The sequence below is a fragment of the Paenibacillus sp. NPDC058177 genome, assembly GCF_042883835.1.
GTDB lineage: Bacteria > Bacillota > Bacilli > Paenibacillales > Paenibacillaceae > Paenibacillus_AQ > Paenibacillus_AQ agri.
Window position 1 is genome coordinate 296,398 of sequence record NZ_JBHVVB010000001.1, and the last position, 21,767, is coordinate 318,164.

Consider the following 21,767-nt stretch of genomic DNA (forward strand, 5'->3'; position numbering starts at 1 on the left):
TGATATACCTGGGTTTTTCATAGAATTTTCGGGACGGAAAGATCGCAAAACCCGCTAAAAAGCAGGTTAAAAATTAAAATTTGAGTCCGATATTAGTATAGCCAAATAATTTTTTTGGTGGGATATATTACTAGAATAGAGGAGAGAAGTTATGTTGTATTCTTATCACAGGAAGAGGAAAAGCACTTTGAAAAAGGCGGTCTGTGCAGGGTTGATCAGTGTGCTGGCAGTTACAGGCTCCTTCGATCTTCAGCCACACCTAGTGCAGGCACAAGCAGTACATAAGCAAGTAGAGCAGGCGGATTATCTCATGTCATTAAACCGTCCTGTATATGCCTCTTCATCATCAGGTGCTCACACGCCTGATCTGGCTGTTGACGGCGACAAGGACTCCAGATGGGAAAGTATCTGGGGTGTGGACCCGCAGTGGATCTACATAGACCTTGGGGCAAGCGCTTCGATCTCCCGTGTCACCATAGACTGGGAGGGCGCTTATTCCAAAGCATTTGAAATTCAGGTATCTGATGATGAGAAGACCTGGACACCTGTCTATTCCACTAAGAACAATCAGAGTACAAAGACGGATGAGTCCTTCTCTGCCAAGGGACGTTATGTGCGCTTATTCAGCACAGAGCGGTCACAACCGGCCTATGGTATTTCGATTTTCGAATTCCAGGTATACGGAACGGGTGGAGTCAATTTACCTCCCAAGCCTGCTGCACCCAATATTGCTCTGAACAAACCGGTAACGGTATCCTCGGAAGAGAATGTTGAGAAGGGCAAGGAGGGTTTGCCAGAGAAAGATTACCTGAAGAATAATGCAACCGACGGGAGCCGTGATACACGCTGGTCTTCCAAGCATACGGACACGGAATGGATCTACGTGGATCTGGGTCAGAAAAGTGAAATCGGCAGCGTCGTTCTGGATTGGGAAGGAGCTTCCGGACGCGCATATGACATTCAGGTGAGCGATGATGCGAATAACTGGACCACCATCTACCGTCAGATGAATGGTTTCGGCGGCAAGGAAACGATTGACCTCTATGCCGATGCACGTTATGTGAGAATGCTTGGGCATGCCCGCTCTACAGAGTTTGGCTACTCACTGTTTGAATTCGAGGTGCATGCATACCGCGAAGGGGACTCCAAACCGGTGCATGAGATTCCCGAGATTCTGGCTCCATCGGCCGTCAAGGTAGGTGCGGGAAGCTACGAGATTAACGATATTACACAATTGTCGCCAAAATCTCCGAAATACCGCACAGCTGATATCCAGTCACCAATCCCGTCTAACGGCTGGTGGCAGAGTATTCTGATCTCTAATCTAGGCGATGGCAACAGCCTCATTACGCTTCCTTTTAAGAACAATTACACGAAGCAGGGCTTGGCGATTTTGAATCCTGGTGCCGGATTTACTTCTAGCGATGGTGGCTCGATGAATGCGGACGGGGATCCGGATCTCTATCTCAGCACCAACAACATCAGCCCGGCGAATATGAAGACCAAAATCTCCGGCTACGGTGATTATTCGGCGAGCGTGATTCTGAGTGATGACGAAACGGCCAAAATCAAAACGACCTTCGTCAAAGGTTCGCCTTATATTTACAACACTTTCGAGAACCCGGATGCAGTTATTCTTCAGTCCCCGGCAATTACAGGTCTGTTCGATGACCAGGGTCAGCCGCTGCAAGTGGAAGATGGTGAGAGCTGGACTGCTGATCATATCGGGATTACTGTGACTAACAAAGATAAGGCGCCTAAGCCGCAGACTTTTGTCCGTAATTATGGTGTCTTCGTTCCTCCGGGCACGACATTTACGAAAATCGGCAGCATGCTGAAAATCAAGCTTGGCGAAGGAGATTACTTGTCTCTCGCTACACTGCCTTCCGCAAGTGACCTCAATTTGTACTATCAGCATGGTTATGCATTTGTCACCGATACACAGGTAGATTATAACTATGATCAAAATCAAGCGCTTGTGAACACCAGCTTCACTGCGGTGACTGAGTTGAAACGTCCTGGTTTCTCTAACGAGACACTTGAAGCACTGCTGCCTCATCAATGGAAAATCACGAACTCGCCGCTTACCGACTTGTCCTATCCTTCCATTCGAGGCGAACTGAAGGTGCATAAGGGCAATGTCTTTACAACGACAGATCGATTTAACGGGATTGTGCCGCAATTTGCGGAGCCGGATGGTTCTGGCTATTCCCGTTCGGAGCTTATTGCTTATCTGGATATGCTGGATGCAGATATGGCCGGAGGCCTGATGCTGCTCGATCCTTACTGGCAGGGCAAGAAACTTCACCCGCTGGCAGTCGGAGCGTTGATCAGTGACCAGATTGGCGATACCGAGAGAAGAGATCGTTATTTGGGCTGGATCAAAACGATTCTGACGGATTGGTATACGTACTCCGAGGATGAACCGAAGCATTCCTATTACTTCCACTATTCACCAGAGTGGGGCGCGCTCATGCCTTACCACAGCGGATTCGGAATGAATGTAGGCTTAACGGATCATCACTTTACTTACGGATATTACGTCTTTGCATCTGCGGTCCTGGGACAATTTGATAAGGAATTCGTAAGCGATTATGGTCCGATGGTAGAGACACTGATCCGTGACTATGCGAACCCTTCGCGTTCAGACAGTGATTTCCCATGGTTCCGTAACTTTGATCCGTATGAAGGTCACTCCTGGGCAGGCGGCTATGCCGATAACAAGAGTGGTAACAACCTCGAAGCCGGCGGAGAGTCGCTGTTCGGCTGGGTTGGTGAATATATGTGGGGCGAGGTTACCGGCAACGACACTTATCGTAATGCGGGAATTTGGGGCTTTACCACTGAAGAGAAAGCTGTAGAGCAATACTGGTTCAACTATGATAAAGACATTTGGTTGTCGGATTATCCGCATCACATTGTAGGGCAAGTCTATGGCAGCTCTTACTTGTATGGAACCTTCTTCTCTGGAAATCCGCAGCATATTTACGGTATTCACTGGCTGCCGACCGCAGAGTGGATGACTTATTATGGCCGCGAGCCGGAAAAAGCAAAAGCGCTGTATGATGGTCTGGTAATTGACAACAACGGACCTGAGGACGTCTGGCAGCATCTCATTTGGCCATTCCAAAGTCTGAGCGAGCCGCAAGCCGTTCTGGCAAAATGGAATCCGAAAGATATGCAGAAGAATGAAGTATTCAATACCTATTGGTTCGTTAATAGCATGGCAACGCTCGGAAACCGTTCCACAGATATCTGGGCTGATGATCCGGCAGCAACCGTATACTACGACGGAACCAAGTATACTGCGCAAGTGTGGAATCCATCTGGAGTGGACAAGACAGTCAACTTCTATAATGCAACTGGCAAAGTGGGCACGGCAACCGTGTATCCTTCTGCCATCGTTTCTGTAGACCCAACCAAAGTAACCAAGCTTACTGGTCCTGAAGCCGGTGCTGGTGTTCGTTACCTCGACCGTTCAGCCTGGACAGCTAAGGCATCCAACAGTGCAGGCGGTGAAGGGCCTGAGAATATGCTGGATGGCAAGCTGGATACCCGTTGGTCGAGTGGTACGGCTCAAAGCGACAAGATGTGGATTCAAGTCGATATGGGACAAACGGAACAGTTCGATACTCTGTTCGTTAACTCAGGTACTAACTATGGCGATTATGCTAACAGCTATGTAGTTTATGCTTCCGAGGACGGAGAGGATTGGGGCGAGCCAATCGCCAGCGGTGTGGGTACAGCACCAAGTATGGCTTTGTCTCTCCCACTGCAGACTGCAAGATATGTTAAAGTAGCCTTGAATGACTCTTCCAGCAATTGGTGGTCCGTTTCCGAAATTTCGGCTGCTCAACTTAATAAAGGGCAAGAACCCTTGAAGAAGGCTCTAACCAAGCCTCTAGAAGATCGTTCACAATGGAAGATTACGGCTTCTTCCAGCAACGGTGCAGATGTGACAGCCAATCTGGTTGACGGTAGTAATGCTACCCGCTGGAGCACCGGAAAAAAGCAGACCAATGGACAGTGGTTGAGCGTTGATCTGGGGCAGACACAGACTTTTAATACGCTCTTGCTGGATTCCGGCAATTCCACCTCAGATTACGCCCAAGGGTATCAAATCTATGTATCGAACGATGGTGTTAATTGGGGCCAGCCTGTAGCTAACAGAAAAGGAACCGAAGCTTATCAACGTATAACACTGCCAGAGCAAAAGGCACGTTACATCAAGATCGTTCAAACTGGACAAGCCAGCAACTGGTGGTCTGTCGCAGAACTTGAAATTCATCATTATGGAATTGACAAGCAACAAGGTCTGCCGCTAGAGGCTCCAGAGAATGACGCGCCTATCGTCCTGGACCGTGCGAACTGGACGGTTACAGGCTCTACTTATGGAGATTCAGACCTGCTGAATATTATTGACGCGGACAAGCATACTAGCTGGACCACTGGTGCTCCGCAAGCAGACGGCCAATGGCTCCAAGTAGATCTGGGCAGCAGCACAAGCTTCAAGCAAATTGAGCTGGACTCTTCTTCCAGACCAGACGATTATGCTGCTGCTTATCGGGTATATGCTTCCCAAGATGCCAAGGAGTGGACAGAAATCACTTCCGGAACAGGCAGCACTGCTGTTCAACGCTTGAGCTTCCCGGAGCAGCAGGCGAGATACTTCAGAATCGAGCTCACTGGTCCTTCGAATTACTGGTGGTCGATCTCTGAGCTGAATGTTTATAATTAAGACTGATTAAATCTATTGGCAAGTAAGTATTGAAAGTAAAAAAGAAACCTCTCTTTTGAAATGGTTAGCTCTTGCTTCCATTTTCTAAAAGAAAGGTTTCTTTTTTTATTATTGAAGAATCTCAACCGCTATAAGCGGTTTAATCGAAGAAATCTGGGGACAACAGCGACCGAAAGTCCAAACATTCCACCGTAGTGACGACCGAGCCTTACGTTCGTATCCTAAGTTTGTCTTACAACCACTCTTGGAACTTGCGGATGTACCATTTCTTAACGAGTTGAGTCACCACGCAGTAAGCCAGCAGAGTAGCAATCAGCCAAGGGAAGTAGGCGAATGGCAGCGGCTGAAGACCGATGCTGGCGCCGAATCCGCTGAAGGGCAGATAGATGCCAAGTGCCATAATGACACTGGTCAAGATGATGACAGGCGCACTGGCCCGGCTTTGGATAAACGGTATTTTTTCGGTGCGGATCATGTGTACGATCAGTGTCTGCGAGAGCAGGCCTTCGATAAACCAGCCGGATTGGAACAGGGTCTGATGATCCACGGAATTCGCGGAGAAGACATACCACATCAAAGCATAGGTCGAAATATCGAAAATGGAGCTGATCGGGCCAATAAACACCATGAATCTGCTGACGGATTTAGCATCCCATTTTTGCGGTTTCCGCAGATATTCTTTATCCATCTTGTCCCATGGAATGGAAAGCTGTGAAACATCATAGAACAGATTTTGGATCAGCAGGTGAATTGGCAGCATGGGCAGGAACGGCAGGAATGCGCTGGCTACTAATACACTGAACATGTTGCCAAAGTTGGAGCTGGCCGTCATCTTAATGTATTTAATCATATTGCCGAAGGTAATCCGGCCTTGAATGACACCTTGTTCCAGTACCATCAGGCTCTTTTCAAGCAAAATAATATCTGCGGATTCTTTGGCAATATCGACTGCTGTATCGACAGAAATGCCGACATCCGCTTCTTTCAAGGAAATGGCATCGTTGATGCCGTCACCCATGAAGCCTACCGTGTGACCATTGCTTTTCAGCACACGTACGATGCGTGCTTTTTGCAGAGGATTCACCTTAGCGAACACGTTTGTTTGCTCGGCGATTGCACCTAATTGCTCATCCGTCATGTCATCAATGGAACTGCCAAGCAGAATGTCATTAACTTTGATGCCGACATCCTTACAGACCTTCCGCGTGACGGCAGCGTTGTCGCCGGTAATTACCTTGACGTCCACACCGCTTTCCTTTAGAGCACGGATGGCAGTTTTAGCTGTTTCTTTTGGTGGATCAAGGAAAGCCAGATATCCGACCAGCGTAAGCTGTTGCTCATCAGCGATTCCGTAAAGTTCCTCTTTAGCTTTATGTTCCTTAATCGCCACGGCAAGCACTCGCAGGCCATCTTCGTTCATCTGCTGCACTAGTAATTGCACTACTTCAATAAGCTCTGCTGTGAGAGGAATTTTGCCCTTAGCGCTATCCGAGACATGAGTACAAATGCTGAGCATCTCTTCCATTGCACCCTTGCTGATCAGAAGGTGATTATTCTTCGTTGTTTCGAGAACTACAGACATACGCCGGCGATTGAAATCGAAGGGGATCTCGTCGACCTTACGATAGTTTTGCTCTGCGCCTAGTGTAGGTGTTAGCTCGGCATGTTCGAGAACGGCAACATCCAGCAGGTTTTTAAGTCCGGTCTGATGATAGCTGTTCAAGTAGGCGTATTCCAGCACCTTGCTGTTTTCTTGACCATGCACATCGAGGTGTTTCTCAAGAATAATCTTGTCCTGAGTTAGCGTTCCCGTCTTGTCGGTACACAGAATATCCATGGCTCCGAAGTTTTGAATCGCATTCAGACGTTTGACCACAACCTTGTTGCGAGCCATAGTTGCAGCACCCTTGGCCAGGTTACCGGCTACAACGACTGGAAGCATCTCAGGAGTCAGGCCGACGGCAACAGACAGACCGAACAGTAAAGCTTCCCACCAGTCTCCCTTGGTAAAGCCATTAACCACAAAGATTATCGGTACCATAATCAGCATGAAGCGGATCAGCACAAAAGTAATACTTTTCACACCTTTATCAAAGCTGGTAAGAGGTGATTTGCCAAGCAGCGTGCCAGCCATGGAGCCAAAATAAGTGTCGGAGCCTGTCGCTACAACCACAGCTGAAGCAGTACCACTGATGACATTGGTGCCCATGTAACACATGTTTCTTAGTTCCAGCGCATTCAGAGGTTTATTCTGCTTACGTGACTGCGAAATAGATCCACGGGGAAGGATGTCAAGCTTCTCCACTGGCATGGCTTCGCCGGTTAGGGCAGATTCACCAACATGCAGATCTTTTGAAGCAATCAGTCTTACATCTGCCGGAACCATATCACCTGCTGAAAGATGAATAATGTCGCCAGGCACTAGCAGCTCCATATTAATATCTTTCTGCTCAGATTTACGGGTTACCGTGGCGGTCGTTTTGACCATCGCTTTGAGTTTCTCGGCGGTTCGTGAGGAGCGGAATTCCTGTGTAAAGGTGATTATTGTACTAACAGTAACCATAGTAACGATGATAATAACGGCTTGAACATCATTGTCGACAAAATAGGAAAAGGCAGCGAGTGAGAGCAAAATCAATATAAACGGATTCTTGAAGCAGGCCAGCAGTTGGATGTACCAGGCAGGTGTTTTGTCATGAGCAATCTGATTTTGCCCGTATTTCTCCAGTCTGCGCTTCGCTTCATCTTCCGTAAGTCCTTGCTGATGTGTGCTGTAATCCTCCATAAGATCCTCTTGTGAGGAGATGGAAGCTTGAATGAGACGTTCTGCAATGGTTTGATTCATTTGGTCTTTGTTTTTGATGTTTTTGAACATGTGAAATTCCTCCTTGCGCAAACAGTTACGGCTTGCGTCTTGTAGCGGTATGAAATGCAAAAAAAGCTCTCCCTGATGTCAGAGAGAGCTGTAGATACACCGCTTCTTTTTACACTCACATGTCAAAAACGCATACTTAAACAAACCCGGCGGGGATACTTTTTTCGCAGGGAATGAAGCAGAGTAATGATTGGAGCGTAAAGAGAACGCGGTTCTCTCTCTGTACAAACTTTGAATTTACAACGATTATCCTACAACTCGGACTGCCATCCATGCGGTATCCCCCCTTATTTAGTCAAATAAAAAACCCTCTAGACGAACTAGAGGGTTAAAAAAACGCGCAAAAAAACAGCGTATTCCCCCTAGTCGAGTTTTGGCACTATACAACGTAAAGAGTGATAACACTCTTAGCCACATTATGAAAAGCCTTAATCCGGCAATCCCTGTTCTACCCATGGGCATCTTTCGATATTTCTGGGCAGTGGCCTATGTTCATATAGGAGCCTCACCTAACGAGGACATATTCAATTCCTCTGCAATAGTAAGCCTTGTAATGTATTAAAGTCAAGAGGTTTTTTTGAAACATTGCGCTATATATGTATGAGTTAGCAGCACCGTGTGTGATTACTATTTTGATAGTGAAATACCTATTGACAACCTGACCCTGCCAGCGTAAAATCCACCTAGTAATCTAATAGTCCTCGTTAGGCGAGGCTCCTATACAAACACAGGCTGCTGCCCGGGAACATCGAAAGATGCCTACGGGTAGAACAGGGATTGTCGGCATAAGGCTTTCCATAAGGCAGCTAAGAAATGATGGTATTTCTTTACGTTGTATAGTGCCAAAACTCAACCAGGGGGAGCCGGAATCTTTTTTGCGTGCTTACGCTTATGCAGCCCTCTAGTTGATCTAGAGGGTTTTTTATTTATGAAAGGGGGGAATATCACATGGACAGTAGCAGGTTTTCAGGAGCAGTTTATATGAATCATTACTTGGTTTTAAGAAGAAAAAAGACTGGCTGTTTACTAGCGCTGCGTTCATGTGCCCTTGGTTGGTTCGAGCTTTTCGTTTCATGGAACGAAAGGAAAGTACCGTGCTGACAGGTTTATTTGGTATGCAAATCTAGTGAATATCGTATGGCCGTTCGCAGCTCTTCTTAACTGAAGGGCTTTTTTTGTTTTTCCATAAAATATGTACAAGAGGAAGTGAAAATCATGATGATGGAACTGGAAATGATGATGAAGCTTGGCCTGGCGCTGCTATTTGGAATGCTTATTGGTATAGACAGACAGATCAAGCACAAACAACTGGGTTTGCGGCCTAGCATGGTAATCTGTATTGCAAGCTGCCTAATCACCATTGTATCTAATCAGGCATTTAGCAAATTTGGCGGCCCGAACCATCCCAATATGGACCCGATGAGACTGGCGGCGCAGGTGGTAAGCGGTGTTGGTTTTATCGGAGCCGGCGTTATTCTTCGCAGAAGCAATGAGGTCATTTCCGGTCTGACTTCGGCAGCGTTGATCTGGTCGGCCTCAGGCTTGGGGATTGCTATTGGGGCGGGATTTTATGCAGAAGCTTTTGCCGGTGTAATGTTGCTAATTCTTGCGGTCAATGTTATTCCCATGCTGATCAAATCCGTCGGTCCGGAAGCGCTGAGCCGGCATGATGTGGGGGTCAAAATTGTAGTCGAGCCCAACTACCGGATGACCGAATTGATCCAGATGATAGAAGGCAAGGACCAAGAGTCCTTGTCCGCAAAACGCGAATTCAAAATCCGTTATATGAAGCTGAAGGATCTCGATAATCAATGCCAACTGATTGATCTGACGCTGTCTGTGCCCGATAAGCAGTACACTACGGAAATCTATTACTTCATTAAGAAGATCGATCATGTACAAAGCGTCGAAGTAGAACAATTGTAAGCGAAAAGGAGGAATGAACATGCTCAAGCTGCATCAATACAAATTCCGTGAGGAATATACTTATTACATGCTTCAAGCGCTGAAAGAGGGCGAACGGGAAGGATTTCGCAAGGATTTTTTGAATTTGCATCCCTCAGATCAGACCGATTTCTTTCTCACCCTGGATCTTCAGAGACGTCAGCGGATCTACACGCTACTATCACCTGCTGAGTTTGGAGAAATCTTCAGTGAACTGGCGCCAGTGCGGCAAAAGAACATCATTCAGGAGCTGGATCAAACGTACGCTGTCGAGATGCTGAACGATTTGCCTTCGGATGACGCTACCGATTTCTTCGGTCTGCTGTCGCATAAACAAGCGGACTTTTTCCTTGAGCGCATGGAGAAAGAAGAAGCAGAGGACTTAAGCACCTGCTTGCCTATCCGAAAGGTTCTGCGGGTTCCTTGATGACAACCGATATCTATACAATTGACGGCGCGGATACAGTAACGAAGGTATTGAATGATTTGCGACTAATGACAAGTGATGCAGAAACGATTTATTACCTGTATGTCACGGATCATAACAAACGATTGCTGGGTGTGGTCTCCTTACGGCAACTAATCGTTGCTTCTGCGGAGCAGTTGATTCTGGATCTTATGAGCTCCAAGCTGATCGCAGCTTCCCCGGATACACCTCGCACAGAGATAGTGGAGATTATTAAAAGATACGGTCTGCTTGCAGTTCCGGTGGTAACGCCTGACAACGTGCTTATGGGCATTGTCACATTTGACGATGTGGTATAATTTTCATATTAAACCATAATTACAGAGAAGGGATCTTAAATGAAAATAATGATTATTGGTTCCAATGGTTCAGGTAAATCAACGTTTTCAAGAGAACTGGGAGAAATATTGCAGCTGCCTGTGTACCATTTAGATTTGTACTTTTGGAAGCCAGGATGGGTTCAGATACCAAATGAAGAGTGGGTTGACCTGATCAAAGGTCTGGTGGAACGAGAGGAATGGATCATCGATGGTTATTATGGAAGAACGCTAGATATTAGAATGCAGGCAGCTGATGTTATCGTATTATTTGATTTGTCTCCATGGATCACTACCTACAGAGTGATTAAGCGGAGGATCCAATATCATGGCAAGAGCAGGCCGGATTTGAATGAAGAATGTCCGGAGTCGATCGATTGGCAATTTATAAAATATGGCTGGAATTTCAGAAGAGACAGACTGCCCGGAATAATGAATAAGCTTCAAAACTATTCCGATCAAACTCGAATTATTATCATAAAAACGCCTAAAGAAGCGGTAAAGGTGTTAGATGAATTTAGAAGCAAAGGTAGGGGAGCTTCAACATGTTCACGAAATTAAAGCAATGGTTCAAACCGTCCAGTAAAACTACCAGTCCAAAGCCACAGAAATCATCCAACCCAAGAGCATCCACAAGATCAAACGCGCCAAAAGCCCGGAGCATCGAAGCCTCCAGAATAGGGGAACTAGGGGAATATAAGATCAACATTCAACTGGATCAGCTGCCCAAAGACACGAAATACATTAGCGATATTATGATCCCAAATCCTAAATCTCAGACTGGATACTCGCAAATTGACCATGTGGTTATTTCACCGTACGGCCTTTTCGTCATCGAGACTAAAAATTATAATGGCGAGATCAAAGGAACCCGGTCTGACAAGTATTGGCGCGTAAGCAACAGATTCAACATGTATAACCCCTTGAGGCAGAATTATGGACACATAAAGGCTTTAGAGTTGGTCTTGCACGGATTTCCCGGGTTAACTTACATATCTATGATTTCCTTTACCATGCGCTGCCGATTTAGCATTGATCCGGAATTGCGTAAGATTGAGTCCAATGAGCTGATTGTATATGATACAGAGCTGTCCGAGTTTATTCAGCGAAAGATCAATCGGCTGCGGCTGACATCGGCTACACCCGTACTCACAACGGATCAGATTCAGAAGATTTACGATAGTATTGCTAATGCCAATATTCAAGATCCTGCATTAAGAGCAGCCCATATTGGAAAGATAAAACAGTCTCAATAATAGACTGACCAACTCATCTCAAATAAAAAAATACCTAAAAACAACCGACCCTCATGCAGGCCTTTGTAATCACAAGGGTCTGCATGAGGGTCGAAGTTGTAGTTGGATAGGTACTCACATGAAAATAAGGAGTAATATGCCGGCTACGAAGCAGTAATATGAGAAGTATTTCAAATTCCCTTTGGCCATAATTCCCATAAACCAACGCATGGAGAAATAAGTCACAATTAGCGTAGTAATAAACGCGATTATGTAGGGAATAGCCAACGCTGAGCGGTTCGGATCATGGGCAATATCGGATACACCCAGCACCAGTCCGCCTAAGCTAACAGGAATATAGAGCATGAACGAAAATCTTAATGCGGTTTCCTGCTTCATCCCTACAGCGATGGAGGAGATGACGGTTGCCCCAGAGCGGCTAATGCCCGGAATAAGAGCGACTGCTTGAGCAAGACCAACCAGAACCGCATCCCGTGCTTTTAAATCACCATCTTGTTTGCGGCCACGAAGATTACGAATTAGCCACAGTGCTACACCCGTAACGAGCAATGCGATGGAAACCGTGTGCACGGAGGAGAATATTTCCTCAATTTGATCTTTGAACAATGCGGCCACGATTACCGCTGGCAGGGTACCGATAACGACATACAAAGAAAAGAGGAAATCCGACTTGTATTCTGGTTTACGGGTGCGAATGAATCCAAAGAATCCACCGATGAGTCTTGCAATATCTTTTCGGAAAATAAAGCAAATCGCGATCAGTGAAGCAGTGTTCGTCAAGATTTCAAATGACAATCCGTTCTGTTTTAATCCTAGTAGTTTTTGTGCGATAATCAGATGTCCACTTGAAGAAACGGGGATGGGCTCTGTTGCCCCTTGAACAATTCCTAGAAACAAGTATTTTAGCCACAGTATAATATCTTCCATTTTACCTCCCAATATATTTGTAATCTTTGTCATCATATCGTACTTGTTGGGGGGATGACAATAGAACCTTAGTGCCACATGACAGTCCATCAGCGTCAATGGAGGGAATTATGAAGATCAATAATCTCTTTTTTCACATTCATTATTGCAATTCCAGGAAAGGAAATGAACCTAATAGAACGTTTCGCAAAAAAACGAGAACCCTTAACCATCATGAGCTAATTCTAGTGACTGGAGGGAATGGGCAGATTAAAATTGGCAAAAAAGAGTTTCAGATCAAAGAAGGCATGCTCTTCTATATTGGTTCTGGAGTCTTGCAAACTATAGTGTTAGATGCTGATGATCCCTTCTGCTTTATGTCTGTACATTTCAGCTATGCTCACGTGGGCTTTGATGAAGATATCTGGACGATTGGTGATGCGAAGAGCATGCTCCCCCTGCAAAAAGGACAGCATTTACAGGATTATTATCAAATTGAAGATGCTTTTAAAAAATTGGTGGAAAGCTGGAATGCGAAACTGCCGCGATATGAGTTTATGACCAAGACGCTGTTCCAGCAATTGTTAATTAATATTTATCAGAGCACCGGTAAGCATCATCAGAATTATGCGACTTCCTTGAAAGTAGAAAAAATCATTACCTTTATGCATCAAAATATAAATTCCAGGGTAACATTGGGTCAACTGTCAGATTTGGTCCAGCTATCCCCAACCTATTTATCCAGGACGTTCAAGGAAATTACCGGATATTCCATTATAGAGTTCTTTAATAAGCTGAAAATCGACAAGGCTAAAGAAATGATTCTAGAGGGTGACAGAAAGATCAGAGAGGTTGCACAGTGTCTTGGGTTCACGGATGAATTCTATTTCAGCAGAATATTCAAAAAACTCGAAGGGATCAGTCCCTCAGAATATTACAGCAAAAATGTCCATGTGATCTAAAATAATGCATGGTGGAAAGCCAATCCGACTGTTAATATGAGGTCATTATTGTAAAGCGGTATTTCACAATAGTTGCAGTTCAGACAGAAGGAAGGCCTATCATCATGTTAAATTGGAAAAGAAATCTGTGGGTATGCTGGTTCGGAATGTTCGTCACCGGCGTGGGGATGAGTCAGATTGCCCCGGTATTGCCGCTCTACATCAAGCATCTTGGGGTTCACAATCCCGATGCCATTGCACAATATTCCGGGCTTGCGTTCGGGATTACTTTCATTGTTTCCGCCATTTTCTCCCCGATCTGGGGGAAGGCCGCCGACAAGTTCGGGCGCAAACCGATGCTTCTGCGGGCGAGTCTCGGAATGGCGATTGTTGTGGGCTGCATGGGTTTTGCTCACCATGTCTATGTATTGATTGGACTGCGCTTATTGCAGGGAACAATAACTGGCTACAGCACCGCTTGTACGACATTAATTGCTACCCAAACGGACAAGGAGCATGCAGGCTGGGCGCTGGGTACACTTTCAACAGCCAGTATTGCTGGCTCATTGATTGGGCCGACGATCGGCGGTTTTATCGCGGAGAATTTTGGGCTGCAGGACTCTTTTTTCATAACAGGTGCTCTCATGCTGGTGGCCTTTATAACGACGGCTTTATTCGTGAAAGAATCCTTCCAGCGCGAGGACAAAGCAACGCTTGGGATGAAGGAAGTCTGGCGCGCGGTGCCTGAGAAAAGTCTAACCCTTACGTTGTTCGTGACGTTCTTTGTGTTGACGGTGGCCCTGTATTCTGTTGAGCCAATCATAACCGTGTACATCACGCATCTTTCCGGTAATGGTGCGCATATTGCACTCCTGGCTGGGCTGACGTTCTCAGCCTCGGGATTGGCGAACATCGTCGCCGCCCCAAGACTTGGGAAGCTATCGGATAAGATCGGTGCCCACAAGGTGATATTGGTAGCCTTAGTTGCGGCAGGCCTGATTTTTATCCCACAGGCGTTTGTCACGACTCCCTGGCAGTTGATGGTGCTTCGTTTCTTATTGGGATTAGCCGCTGGGGGACTGGTTCCCTCCGTCAATATCCTGGTTAAGAAGATAACACCATCTGCACTAACAGGAAGAGTGTTCGGTTTTAATATGTCGGCAGGGTATTTGGGAACGTTCGGTGGTGCTGTGCTGGGGGGGCAGGTGGCAGCTTGGTTTGGTATTCATTATGTCTTTTTCGTGACCAGTTCCTTGCTCTTGATCAATGCCGTATGGGTGTATTTCAAGCTGTATCGTGTGTTAAACAAGCGAGGGAACAGAGCACAGACGGTGTAGATATGACAGGATCGTTGTCCAATTGAAGAAACGGTCCAGTAAAATGGATGAGGCTCCTGCCATGTGCAGGAGTTTTTTTATTAAAGTCTTTATTGAACCAGCGGGCAGGTGATTGTAATATTCATCCAGAATTAGTGAGGTGGGGTGAATATAACAATGAAAGATCAACAAATTGAGACGTTATGTAGTAGTTTACAGCTTGGGGAGATCGTGAATGGCCCTGTGGCGTTGTCAGGCGGGTTGATGCACCGTATGTTTGAGATTGTAACGACAACCGGGAAATATGTTATTAAAGCTTTGAACCCGGAAATCATGCGCAGACCAACGGCTATGCAGAATTATGTGAGATCAGAACACATTGCTAACGCTGCCGCCGCAGCTCATATCCCGGGACTTCCAGCTAAACAATACTATGGAACTTCTATTCAGCAAGTGGATCAACAGTTCTACCTTATATTTGATTGGATACCGGGCAGGAGCCTGAGGCCTGATGAAATACAAATAAGCCATTGTGAGAAAATAGGTTCCATACTGGCAGATATACATAGAACTGATTTTTCAGCGCTGGATCTCGGGGACAACAACTCAGAGGTACGGCAGCTAGTAGATTGGAAATTCTACTTGGATAAAGGACAGGAGAGTCATTCAGAATGGGTTGGCCTCCTGCTGGAAACCCTCGATAAGCTTAAAGCTTGGAATAATTTAGCCATCGAATCTGCCAAGCTGCTTACGCAAAGTGTGGTTGTTAGTCATGGGGATTTAGACTCCAAAAACGTGTTGTGGAACCAAGATCATCCCGTCCTGATTGATTGGGAATCAGCAGGCTATAGAAACCCTATGCAAGATTTAATTGAAACGGCTTTGTATTGGTCTGAAAATGAGCATGGGGAGGTCGATAAGCAAAGATTCTTTGCTTTTTTAAGCGGCTATAGAAGAAAGGGCGGATCACTGCAAGCCAATTGGAGCACGGTTTTAGCGAACGGTTTTTTAGGAAAATTAGACTGGCTGGAATATAGCTTGAAGCGGTCGTTATGGATAGAATGTACGGATGAAAGAGAACAGCAGTTAGGAACTGAACAGGTCTCGGGAACGATCAACGCCATTAAACGATACTCGGAAAAGATAGATGAAATTGAGCAATGGCTACAGCATCCTTAATTAGGCTTGGTCTAAAAAGAAAAAAGACACTCCTGCAAGGAGCGTCTTTTTAGAGGATCACAGTTAGCTATGGGGAACAGTTTTCACCGTTAAAGTAACGTTGCCAGAACCTCCCTGTCCATTAGCTTTTACGTTAAATGTATCACCCGATCTTGAAGAATTATAAGCTCCTGAATATATTCTGGATTTACCAGTCTGAACATTTGAGAACAATGTAACAACTTGTCCAGTTGTAATATTGTTTAAGCTGAAGTTAACACGATCCACTGTGCCTGATGAATATTCTATGTACAAATCAGGTTCACTACCTGTAAATGAAAAATCCGCACCAAGTTTAACACCCTGAGTTTCGTTAGTGTTCTTAGGTACGCCCTTTGTTCCGTTAAAAATATCAGTGCCAGTGGATGATACTAATGAAGAAGCTGTTTCTTCATTAGTATTATCACCATAAACTACACTGAAATTCGGTGATAATGTGTAGCCATCTGGCGTAAATCCATTTTTCATAGCTATCAACAGATTTCCATATTTGTCATAAACATTTCCATTCACTACCTTATAACCTTTGTCTAAAGTGTTAACTTGTTTTGGTTTTGCGGAATTTTTATGGATAATACCATTAGCAGAGGTGACAGCACTAATTCCTAGGGTTAATATACCAGCAAGTAAAATGACACTGATTTTTTTGAGTTTCATAAGACAAGCCTCCTATTAAGAAATAACTTTATCAACCATTAATCTCCTCATACCGGATATCGATCCGCTCCCCGTTTGTCTTGACCAGATTTATGCTCATTGGAGCAAGATCTGTGCTTCCACCGCTAAGCAATAAGTGACTTCCGCCTTCCACTTCATATTTACGGATGTATAACCCGGAACCGATATCTTCAAAAGGGTAACCCTCGAAATCCGACCACGTTAAATGCTCTCCTTTTTGGGCCAACGTATGCAGCTTATGCAGGGAGATTACATTATCGTTGCTTGGTTCACGTTTGTGGCTATAGGTCGAAAAGATAACCATAACAGCCAAAAGTGCCGCAATCCCCAAGAGATATTTCTTGTTCATATGAAAGACCCCCCTTCTTTGACAAGATCTATTTCCATTATTTTACCATACTCCTTCTCAAGGGTGTTGTTTCGGTTGCGGGCTTAATCATATATAATCAGGTAGAATTATGACTATGGAACCTTTCAGGAGAATGATACAGATGAATAAGAAGATACTGATCGTTGAAGACGATGTTCATATATCCAAAATAATCAAGATGAATCTCAATCTCGTGAACTATGCCACAACAGAGGTGTATGACGGGCTCGCAGCCCTGGATGTGCTTAAGCAGGAGAAGTTTGACTTGATTTTGCTGGATGTGATGATTCCACATCTGGACGGGTTTGAGCTGATGGAGAGAATCAAGCCTTACGGGATTCCTGTAATCTTTTTGACGGCGAAAAACTCGGTCTACGATAAAGTGAACGGCCTGAAGCTAGGTGCTGATGATTATATGGTCAAGCCCTTTGAAGCCATTGAACTACTGGCCCGTATTGAGACGGTGCTGCGCAGATATGGTCATGAAGACAGGATGATGGAGTTTCAGCACGTTCAAGTGGATCTTGATAAAAGAGAAGTAGTGATTCAAGGAGCGCCTGTGGAACTGACACCGAAGGAGTATGATCTGCTGGTGGTCCTGCTCAAGAACAAGAATATCGCGCTGACACGGGAACAATTCCTGGATAAGGTATGGGGCGGGGATTATTACGGGGAAACCCGGACGGTAGATATGCATATTAAATCATTGCGCAAAAAGCTGAATTTACAGGAGCAGATCAAGACCATCTACAAAATCGGGTACAGGCTGGAGGACTGATGGATGAAGTTCTGGCAGAAAATATATCTGTTCTCGATTCTAGTGTTTGTGATTATTTTTAACGTCGCTTCCATTATGGTAATTGAACGCAGTCACAATAAGATGCTGGGACAGGCGATCAACGTGGCCCTAAGTCAGAATATGAGCATTCATTCCAGCGTGGATGCCATCGTGCCGATTCTGCGAATCTATGATTCGATTGATTATGAGAAGACGGTCTTAACGCGTATTGCTAATGAATTTGTGGACAAGAACAGTGATCAGGGCATTTATATGGATATTACAGATGATTCGCAGCGTACGGTGTTCAACAACTCCGATTTTCCAATGCCCGCCGAACGGAGCGAACTGAACAATCTGGATGATGACAGCATTCATTATATTTTGCGGGAGATCGATGCCCGGACAATTCTATATACTTCGAACATTACTGATATTAATCATAAAAAATATGTATTCACCTATATGAAGGATGTTACTCCGGTATATCAGGACCGTATTGACCAGTACAGCTTTTTTGCCCAGGTCGATCTGGGGGCCTGTCTTCTGTTTATGGCCATTATGTTCTTCGTGAGCAGAGGACTGACAAGATCCATTGACCGCCTGAACCGCACCGCGAAAGTCATTGCGCAAGGAGATTTCTCGGAGCGCGTACGTCTGAAATCGAGGGATGAGATTGGCATCCTGGGGTCTAATTTCAATGAGATGGCAGAGGTCGTCGAAGATAAAATCAACGAGCTGGAGCGTAATAACGAGGAGAAGCAACGGTTCATCAATAATTTTACACATGAGCTAAAAACACCGTTGACCTCAATTATCGGGTATGCCAATTTTTTGCGGACTACCAAATACAATGAAGAGCTGTTCGTGGACGGCCTGAATGTGATTTATTCCGAAGGGAAGCGGCTGGAGTCGCTGTCGCTGAAGCTGATGGATTTGATTTTGCTACAGAAGGAACAGTTTCAGATGGAACTTCAGGATCTCAGTGAGATTCTTACGGAGATCAAGCCGGCGCTAGAGATCATGGCTAAGGAGAAGGGTGTAGAGATAGTACTGAATTGTGAAAAAGGGGAGCTGCCGCTGGAGCGCGATCTAATTAAGGTGTTGATTTTTAATCTTGTGGATAATGCTCTTAAAGCCTCTTCACCGGAACAGACAATTACACTGCGTGCGTATTGGCAGAACAAGAGTTACATTCTTGCCGTCATTGATCAGGGCATCGGAATTGCCGTTGAGGATCAGGACAAAATTTTCGAACCCTTTTACATGGCGGATAAATCCAGAACCAGAAGCAACAACGGCGCAGGTCTGGGTCTGGCGATCTGTCAAAATGTTGCAGGCATCCATGGAGCCGTCATTCGGGTGAGCAGCAATGTGCAGCAAGGGACGACAGTGGAAGTAGTTTTTGCATCGAACCATGCTGCGGAAAGCGAGTTACGACCATGAGAAAATCTATGATAATTATGCTGTATTCGGCCTTACTGGTGCTGATGACAGGCTGTCAAAGCTGGTTCAACAGTATTCCCAAGGATACCGTGATGGTCAAAAAAATAGTGCAGGAGCATAAGAACAGCGAGATCGAGTACGAAGGAGTTCTATCCCAAGATGCAGTGAAGACACTGAGCGTACAAGCGGTGAATAAATTTTTGGATAAAAAGCTGACCTTGGATCATGCGCAGTTTGAGATTATGGCCGTGGATCAGAACAAGCTGAAAGAACTGTTGAAAGAGACTAGCCATGTGCCAGGGCCGGCGGTCATGGATGGAGGCAGGGCACAGCAAACAATGCAATTCACCAGCGATATCCAGGCGATTACCGGGGGCTTGTATTATGTGACATTGACGTCATCGGAGGTTCCTGAGGATTCTTATGATATTGTATTGAATGCCAAGGATGGCGACGTGTTGAAGATTCTGCGATCCTACCGGGAAAGTAGAGCCATGCCGCGTAATTCGGAAGAAAAGGTATTCGATATTGCGGACCGTTACGTGAAAGAACACGGCAGTTATCCGTTGTCTGAGTTAACCCAGCAGCTTGATCTGACCCGTTGGGGTTCCAATGTGGAATTGTATTATACGAGTAAAGATAACAAGACCCTGAAGTATTCTGTTGTGATTAATTACAGCAGCAATGAAGTCGTAGGCTTCAGCAAGGATGTCATGACGCTGCTAAGTTATAATTCCAAACGGTAGAGGGATTAAACGCGGCCGGAAGTTCAAACATTGTCTGTAGTTACGGCTGTACTCATTGCAAAATCTAGAGTTAATCTGTACAAAAGGTTGGTTCGAGGTCATGAAAATGGCTTGGGATCAGCCTTTTTTTGCTTGCGTCCGCCCGTATTTCAAACTTTACAACTTCTATATAACTCTATCTCACTTATGATATATCGTCTCTTTATACTGTTAGAGTACCCGGCACAGGGTAGCCAAGAAGTGAGAATACAATCAAAGAATCGGAAGGAAGTCTACGTTATGAAAAAAGTCATGTTGATGATATTTACAGCGATGTTCGTATTAACCCTCTCTGCTTGCAGTACAGGCACTGAAAATCCTAAGGGGAGTGCTAATGGAAGTAACGGGGGAGCCAGTAGCACAGGAAACAGTAACGCCCCCGGTAGCGAGGTGAAGTCGGGTCAGCAGCCAACGGATCAATCGACATCCGCATCAGGTCAGACGGGAGGATTGGGCGCGCCATCCATTACGGAGAAGAAAACAGTGGTGTTCTCTACCTTTTTTCCGAGTGATTACTTTAAAGAAGCGAAGAAGAAATATGAAGCCAAGCATCCCAACATTACGATTGAGCTGAAATCGATTGAGACGGATGATACGCATTTGGAAGAGAATCTGGAGAAATTTGTGAAGACAACAGGGACTGCGATGCTCTCGGGACAAGGCCCAGACTTGATCGAGATGGATCAGCTGCCATCAGGGGACTATGTGAAGCGAAAGATGCTGGCCAATCTGGGCGACATCATGGACCACGATCCTGATTTTAAAAAAGAACAGTATTTCACCAATATCCTGGACGGGATGAAGGTTAACGGTGGGATGTATGGCTTGCCGATCGGGTTCTTTATCTATGGCCTGGTAGGCAATGAAGATGCCATTAAGAAGAGTGGCGTGACTTTTGATGACAGCAAATGGAACTGGGAGCAATTTATCACGACAGCCAAGGCGATGACTAAAGGAGCCGACAAGGACCATCAATATGCTTTGGGCAGAAGCATGCCTGAGTACATGACGACACAATTTGTGAACGAACGATATGCGGCCTTCATCAATCAGGAGCAGGGAACCGCCAATTTTGTATCCAGCGACTTTACGGGCCTGCTTCAACAGGTAAAAACATTGTTCGATGAAAATGTAGTCGGTACAGATGCACGTTTCCCGTTGTTCAACACAGCTCAAATCAACTCGCCAACTGATTACATTCGAGAGTTACGAATGAGTGAATTCATTCCTGGTGGCAATGCCTATACCTCGAAGCTTTATTTGAGTCCAAATGTGGATCCGCAGCATCCAGGTGGTTCCTTCCGGACCTACCAGACGATTGGGCTGAATGAACGCTCAGCTGTAAAAGCCGAGGCGTGGGATTTCCTAAAGTTTCTGCTCTCGGAAGAAATGCAGAGTAAACCCGACGGTACCGGATTTCCGCTGAATAAAGCTGCGTATGCGAAAAAAGCGCAAGCGCTGGTTCAAAAAGGCTCCATCCTATCTGATCAACCGATCGGGCCGATGAAAGGCAAGAGCTTCAAAATTACGCAGCAGGATATTAATGATCTGGACAAATTCCTGAACGGGGCGACGTACCCGTTACAATTCAAGCCCTCTAAGATTGATGAGATCATCACCGCAGAGGCGCAGGCTTTTTTCACCGGTCAGAAGTCGGCTGACGAAGTAGCCAAGCTCATTCAGAACAGAGTAACTACCTATCTGAATGAGTAGCTATCTGAATGAGTAGCAAG

General features: G+C 45.5%; 17 protein-coding genes and 2 riboswitches. Of the genes, 13 read left to right on the top strand and 4 right to left on the bottom strand.

The genetic code is table 11. From position 1 onward, the window contains the following. Positions 1-187 precede the first annotated feature (187 nt). Entirely contained in the window at positions 188-4,738 is a 4,551-nt protein-coding gene (locus tag ACFVU8_RS01295; RefSeq protein WP_387425588.1) for a discoidin domain-containing protein, read from the top strand. A 232-nt stretch (positions 4,739-4,970) separates the two neighbouring features. Here the strand turns inward: ACFVU8_RS01295 and mgtA are convergent, their stop codons facing one another. Further along, positions 4,971-7,613: a magnesium-translocating P-type ATPase gene (gene mgtA, locus ACFVU8_RS01300; RefSeq protein WP_387425589.1), complete on the bottom strand. Its 2,643-nt coding sequence runs from the start codon at positions 7,611-7,613 to the stop codon at positions 4,971-4,973. A gap of 351 nt (positions 7,614-7,964) precedes the next feature. Beyond that, positions 7,965-8,137: riboswitch (M-box (ykoK) riboswitch) on the bottom strand. Between the two features lie 169 nt (positions 8,138-8,306). After that, a riboswitch (M-box (ykoK) riboswitch) is annotated at positions 8,307-8,481 on the top strand. A gap of 347 nt (positions 8,482-8,828) precedes the next feature. Here mgtA and ACFVU8_RS01305 point away from each other — a divergent pair. From ACFVU8_RS01305 to ACFVU8_RS01325, 5 genes are read left to right on the top strand one after another with little or no spacing between them, the layout of a single operon-like run. Beyond that, positions 8,829-9,539 carry an MgtC/SapB family protein gene (locus ACFVU8_RS01305; RefSeq protein ID WP_175372527.1) on the top strand — a complete coding sequence of 237 codons (711 nt, stop codon included), beginning with the start codon at positions 8,829-8,831 and terminating at the stop codon, positions 9,537-9,539. A 19-nt stretch (positions 9,540-9,558) separates the two neighbouring features. Next, positions 9,559-9,984 (top strand): magnesium transporter MgtE N-terminal domain-containing protein, encoded by a 426-nt coding sequence (locus tag ACFVU8_RS01310; protein ID WP_387425590.1) that lies wholly within the window; start codon positions 9,559-9,561, stop codon positions 9,982-9,984. Further along, positions 9,984-10,322: a CBS domain-containing protein gene (locus tag ACFVU8_RS01315; protein ID WP_387425591.1), complete on the top strand. Its 339-nt coding sequence runs from the start codon at positions 9,984-9,986 to the stop codon at positions 10,320-10,322. The genes ACFVU8_RS01310 and ACFVU8_RS01315 overlap by 1 nt, the downstream gene beginning before the upstream one ends. Before the next feature lie 39 nt (positions 10,323-10,361). Next, entirely contained in the window at positions 10,362-10,901 is a 540-nt protein-coding gene (locus ACFVU8_RS01320) for a DNA topology modulation protein (protein WP_387425592.1), read from the top strand. Beyond that, positions 10,886-11,596, top strand: a complete 711-nt coding sequence (locus tag ACFVU8_RS01325) for a nuclease-related domain-containing protein (protein WP_387425593.1) — start codon at positions 10,886-10,888, stop codon at positions 11,594-11,596. The genes ACFVU8_RS01320 and ACFVU8_RS01325 overlap by 16 nt, the downstream gene beginning before the upstream one ends. 114 nt (positions 11,597-11,710) lie before the next feature. Here the strand turns inward: ACFVU8_RS01325 and ACFVU8_RS01330 are convergent, their stop codons facing one another. Continuing rightward, entirely contained in the window at positions 11,711-12,523 is an 813-nt protein-coding gene (locus tag ACFVU8_RS01330; protein WP_066362560.1) for an undecaprenyl-diphosphate phosphatase, read from the bottom strand. A gap of 110 nt (positions 12,524-12,633) precedes the next feature. On the opposite strand from ACFVU8_RS01330, the gene ACFVU8_RS01335 reads away from it, so the two are divergent. The 3 genes from ACFVU8_RS01335 (at position 12,634) to ACFVU8_RS01345 (ending at position 15,938) form a co-directional block, all read left to right on the top strand. After that, the gene (locus ACFVU8_RS01335; RefSeq protein WP_387425594.1) at positions 12,634-13,464 is read left to right on the top strand and encodes an AraC family transcriptional regulator; all 831 of its coding nucleotides are present in this window, start codon (positions 12,634-12,636) and stop codon (positions 13,462-13,464) included. Positions 13,465-13,568: 104 nt separating this feature from the next. Then, entirely contained in the window at positions 13,569-14,780 is a 1,212-nt protein-coding gene (locus ACFVU8_RS01340) for a multidrug efflux MFS transporter (RefSeq protein WP_387425596.1), read from the top strand. 156 nt (positions 14,781-14,936) lie between these two features. After that, entirely contained in the window at positions 14,937-15,938 is a 1,002-nt protein-coding gene (locus ACFVU8_RS01345; RefSeq protein WP_387425598.1) for a phosphotransferase, read from the top strand. A gap of 63 nt (positions 15,939-16,001) precedes the next feature. Here ACFVU8_RS01345 and ACFVU8_RS01350 read toward each other — a convergent pair whose 3' ends face one another. Next, the gene (locus ACFVU8_RS01350; protein ID WP_387425599.1) at positions 16,002-16,634 is read right to left on the bottom strand and encodes a hypothetical protein; all 633 of its coding nucleotides are present in this window, start codon (positions 16,632-16,634) and stop codon (positions 16,002-16,004) included. Positions 16,635-16,665: 31 nt separating this feature from the next. Then, positions 16,666-17,004, bottom strand: coding sequence for a hypothetical protein (locus tag ACFVU8_RS01355; protein ID WP_387425600.1), 339 nt, complete (start codon positions 17,002-17,004; stop codon positions 16,666-16,668). Positions 17,005-17,146: 142 nt separating this feature from the next. Here ACFVU8_RS01355 and ACFVU8_RS01360 point away from each other — a divergent pair, with 142 nt between their 5' ends. From ACFVU8_RS01360 to ACFVU8_RS01375, 4 genes are all read left to right on the top strand, one after another. Beyond that, positions 17,147-17,803: a response regulator transcription factor gene (locus tag ACFVU8_RS01360; protein WP_387425601.1), complete on the top strand. Its 657-nt coding sequence runs from the start codon at positions 17,147-17,149 to the stop codon at positions 17,801-17,803. A gap of 3 nt (positions 17,804-17,806) precedes the next feature. Beyond that, entirely contained in the window at positions 17,807-19,249 is a 1,443-nt protein-coding gene (locus tag ACFVU8_RS01365) for a sensor histidine kinase (protein WP_387425603.1), read from the top strand. Positions 19,250-19,257: 8 nt separating this feature from the next. Continuing rightward, complete coding sequence (locus ACFVU8_RS01370; protein WP_387425605.1) at positions 19,258-19,995, top strand: hypothetical protein; 738 nt, start codon at positions 19,258-19,260, stop codon at positions 19,993-19,995. 279 nt (positions 19,996-20,274) lie between these two features. Beyond that, the gene (locus tag ACFVU8_RS01375; protein ID WP_387425606.1) at positions 20,275-21,747 is read left to right on the top strand and encodes an ABC transporter substrate-binding protein; all 1,473 of its coding nucleotides are present in this window, start codon (positions 20,275-20,277) and stop codon (positions 21,745-21,747) included. Positions 21,748-21,767: the final 20 nt, after the last annotated feature.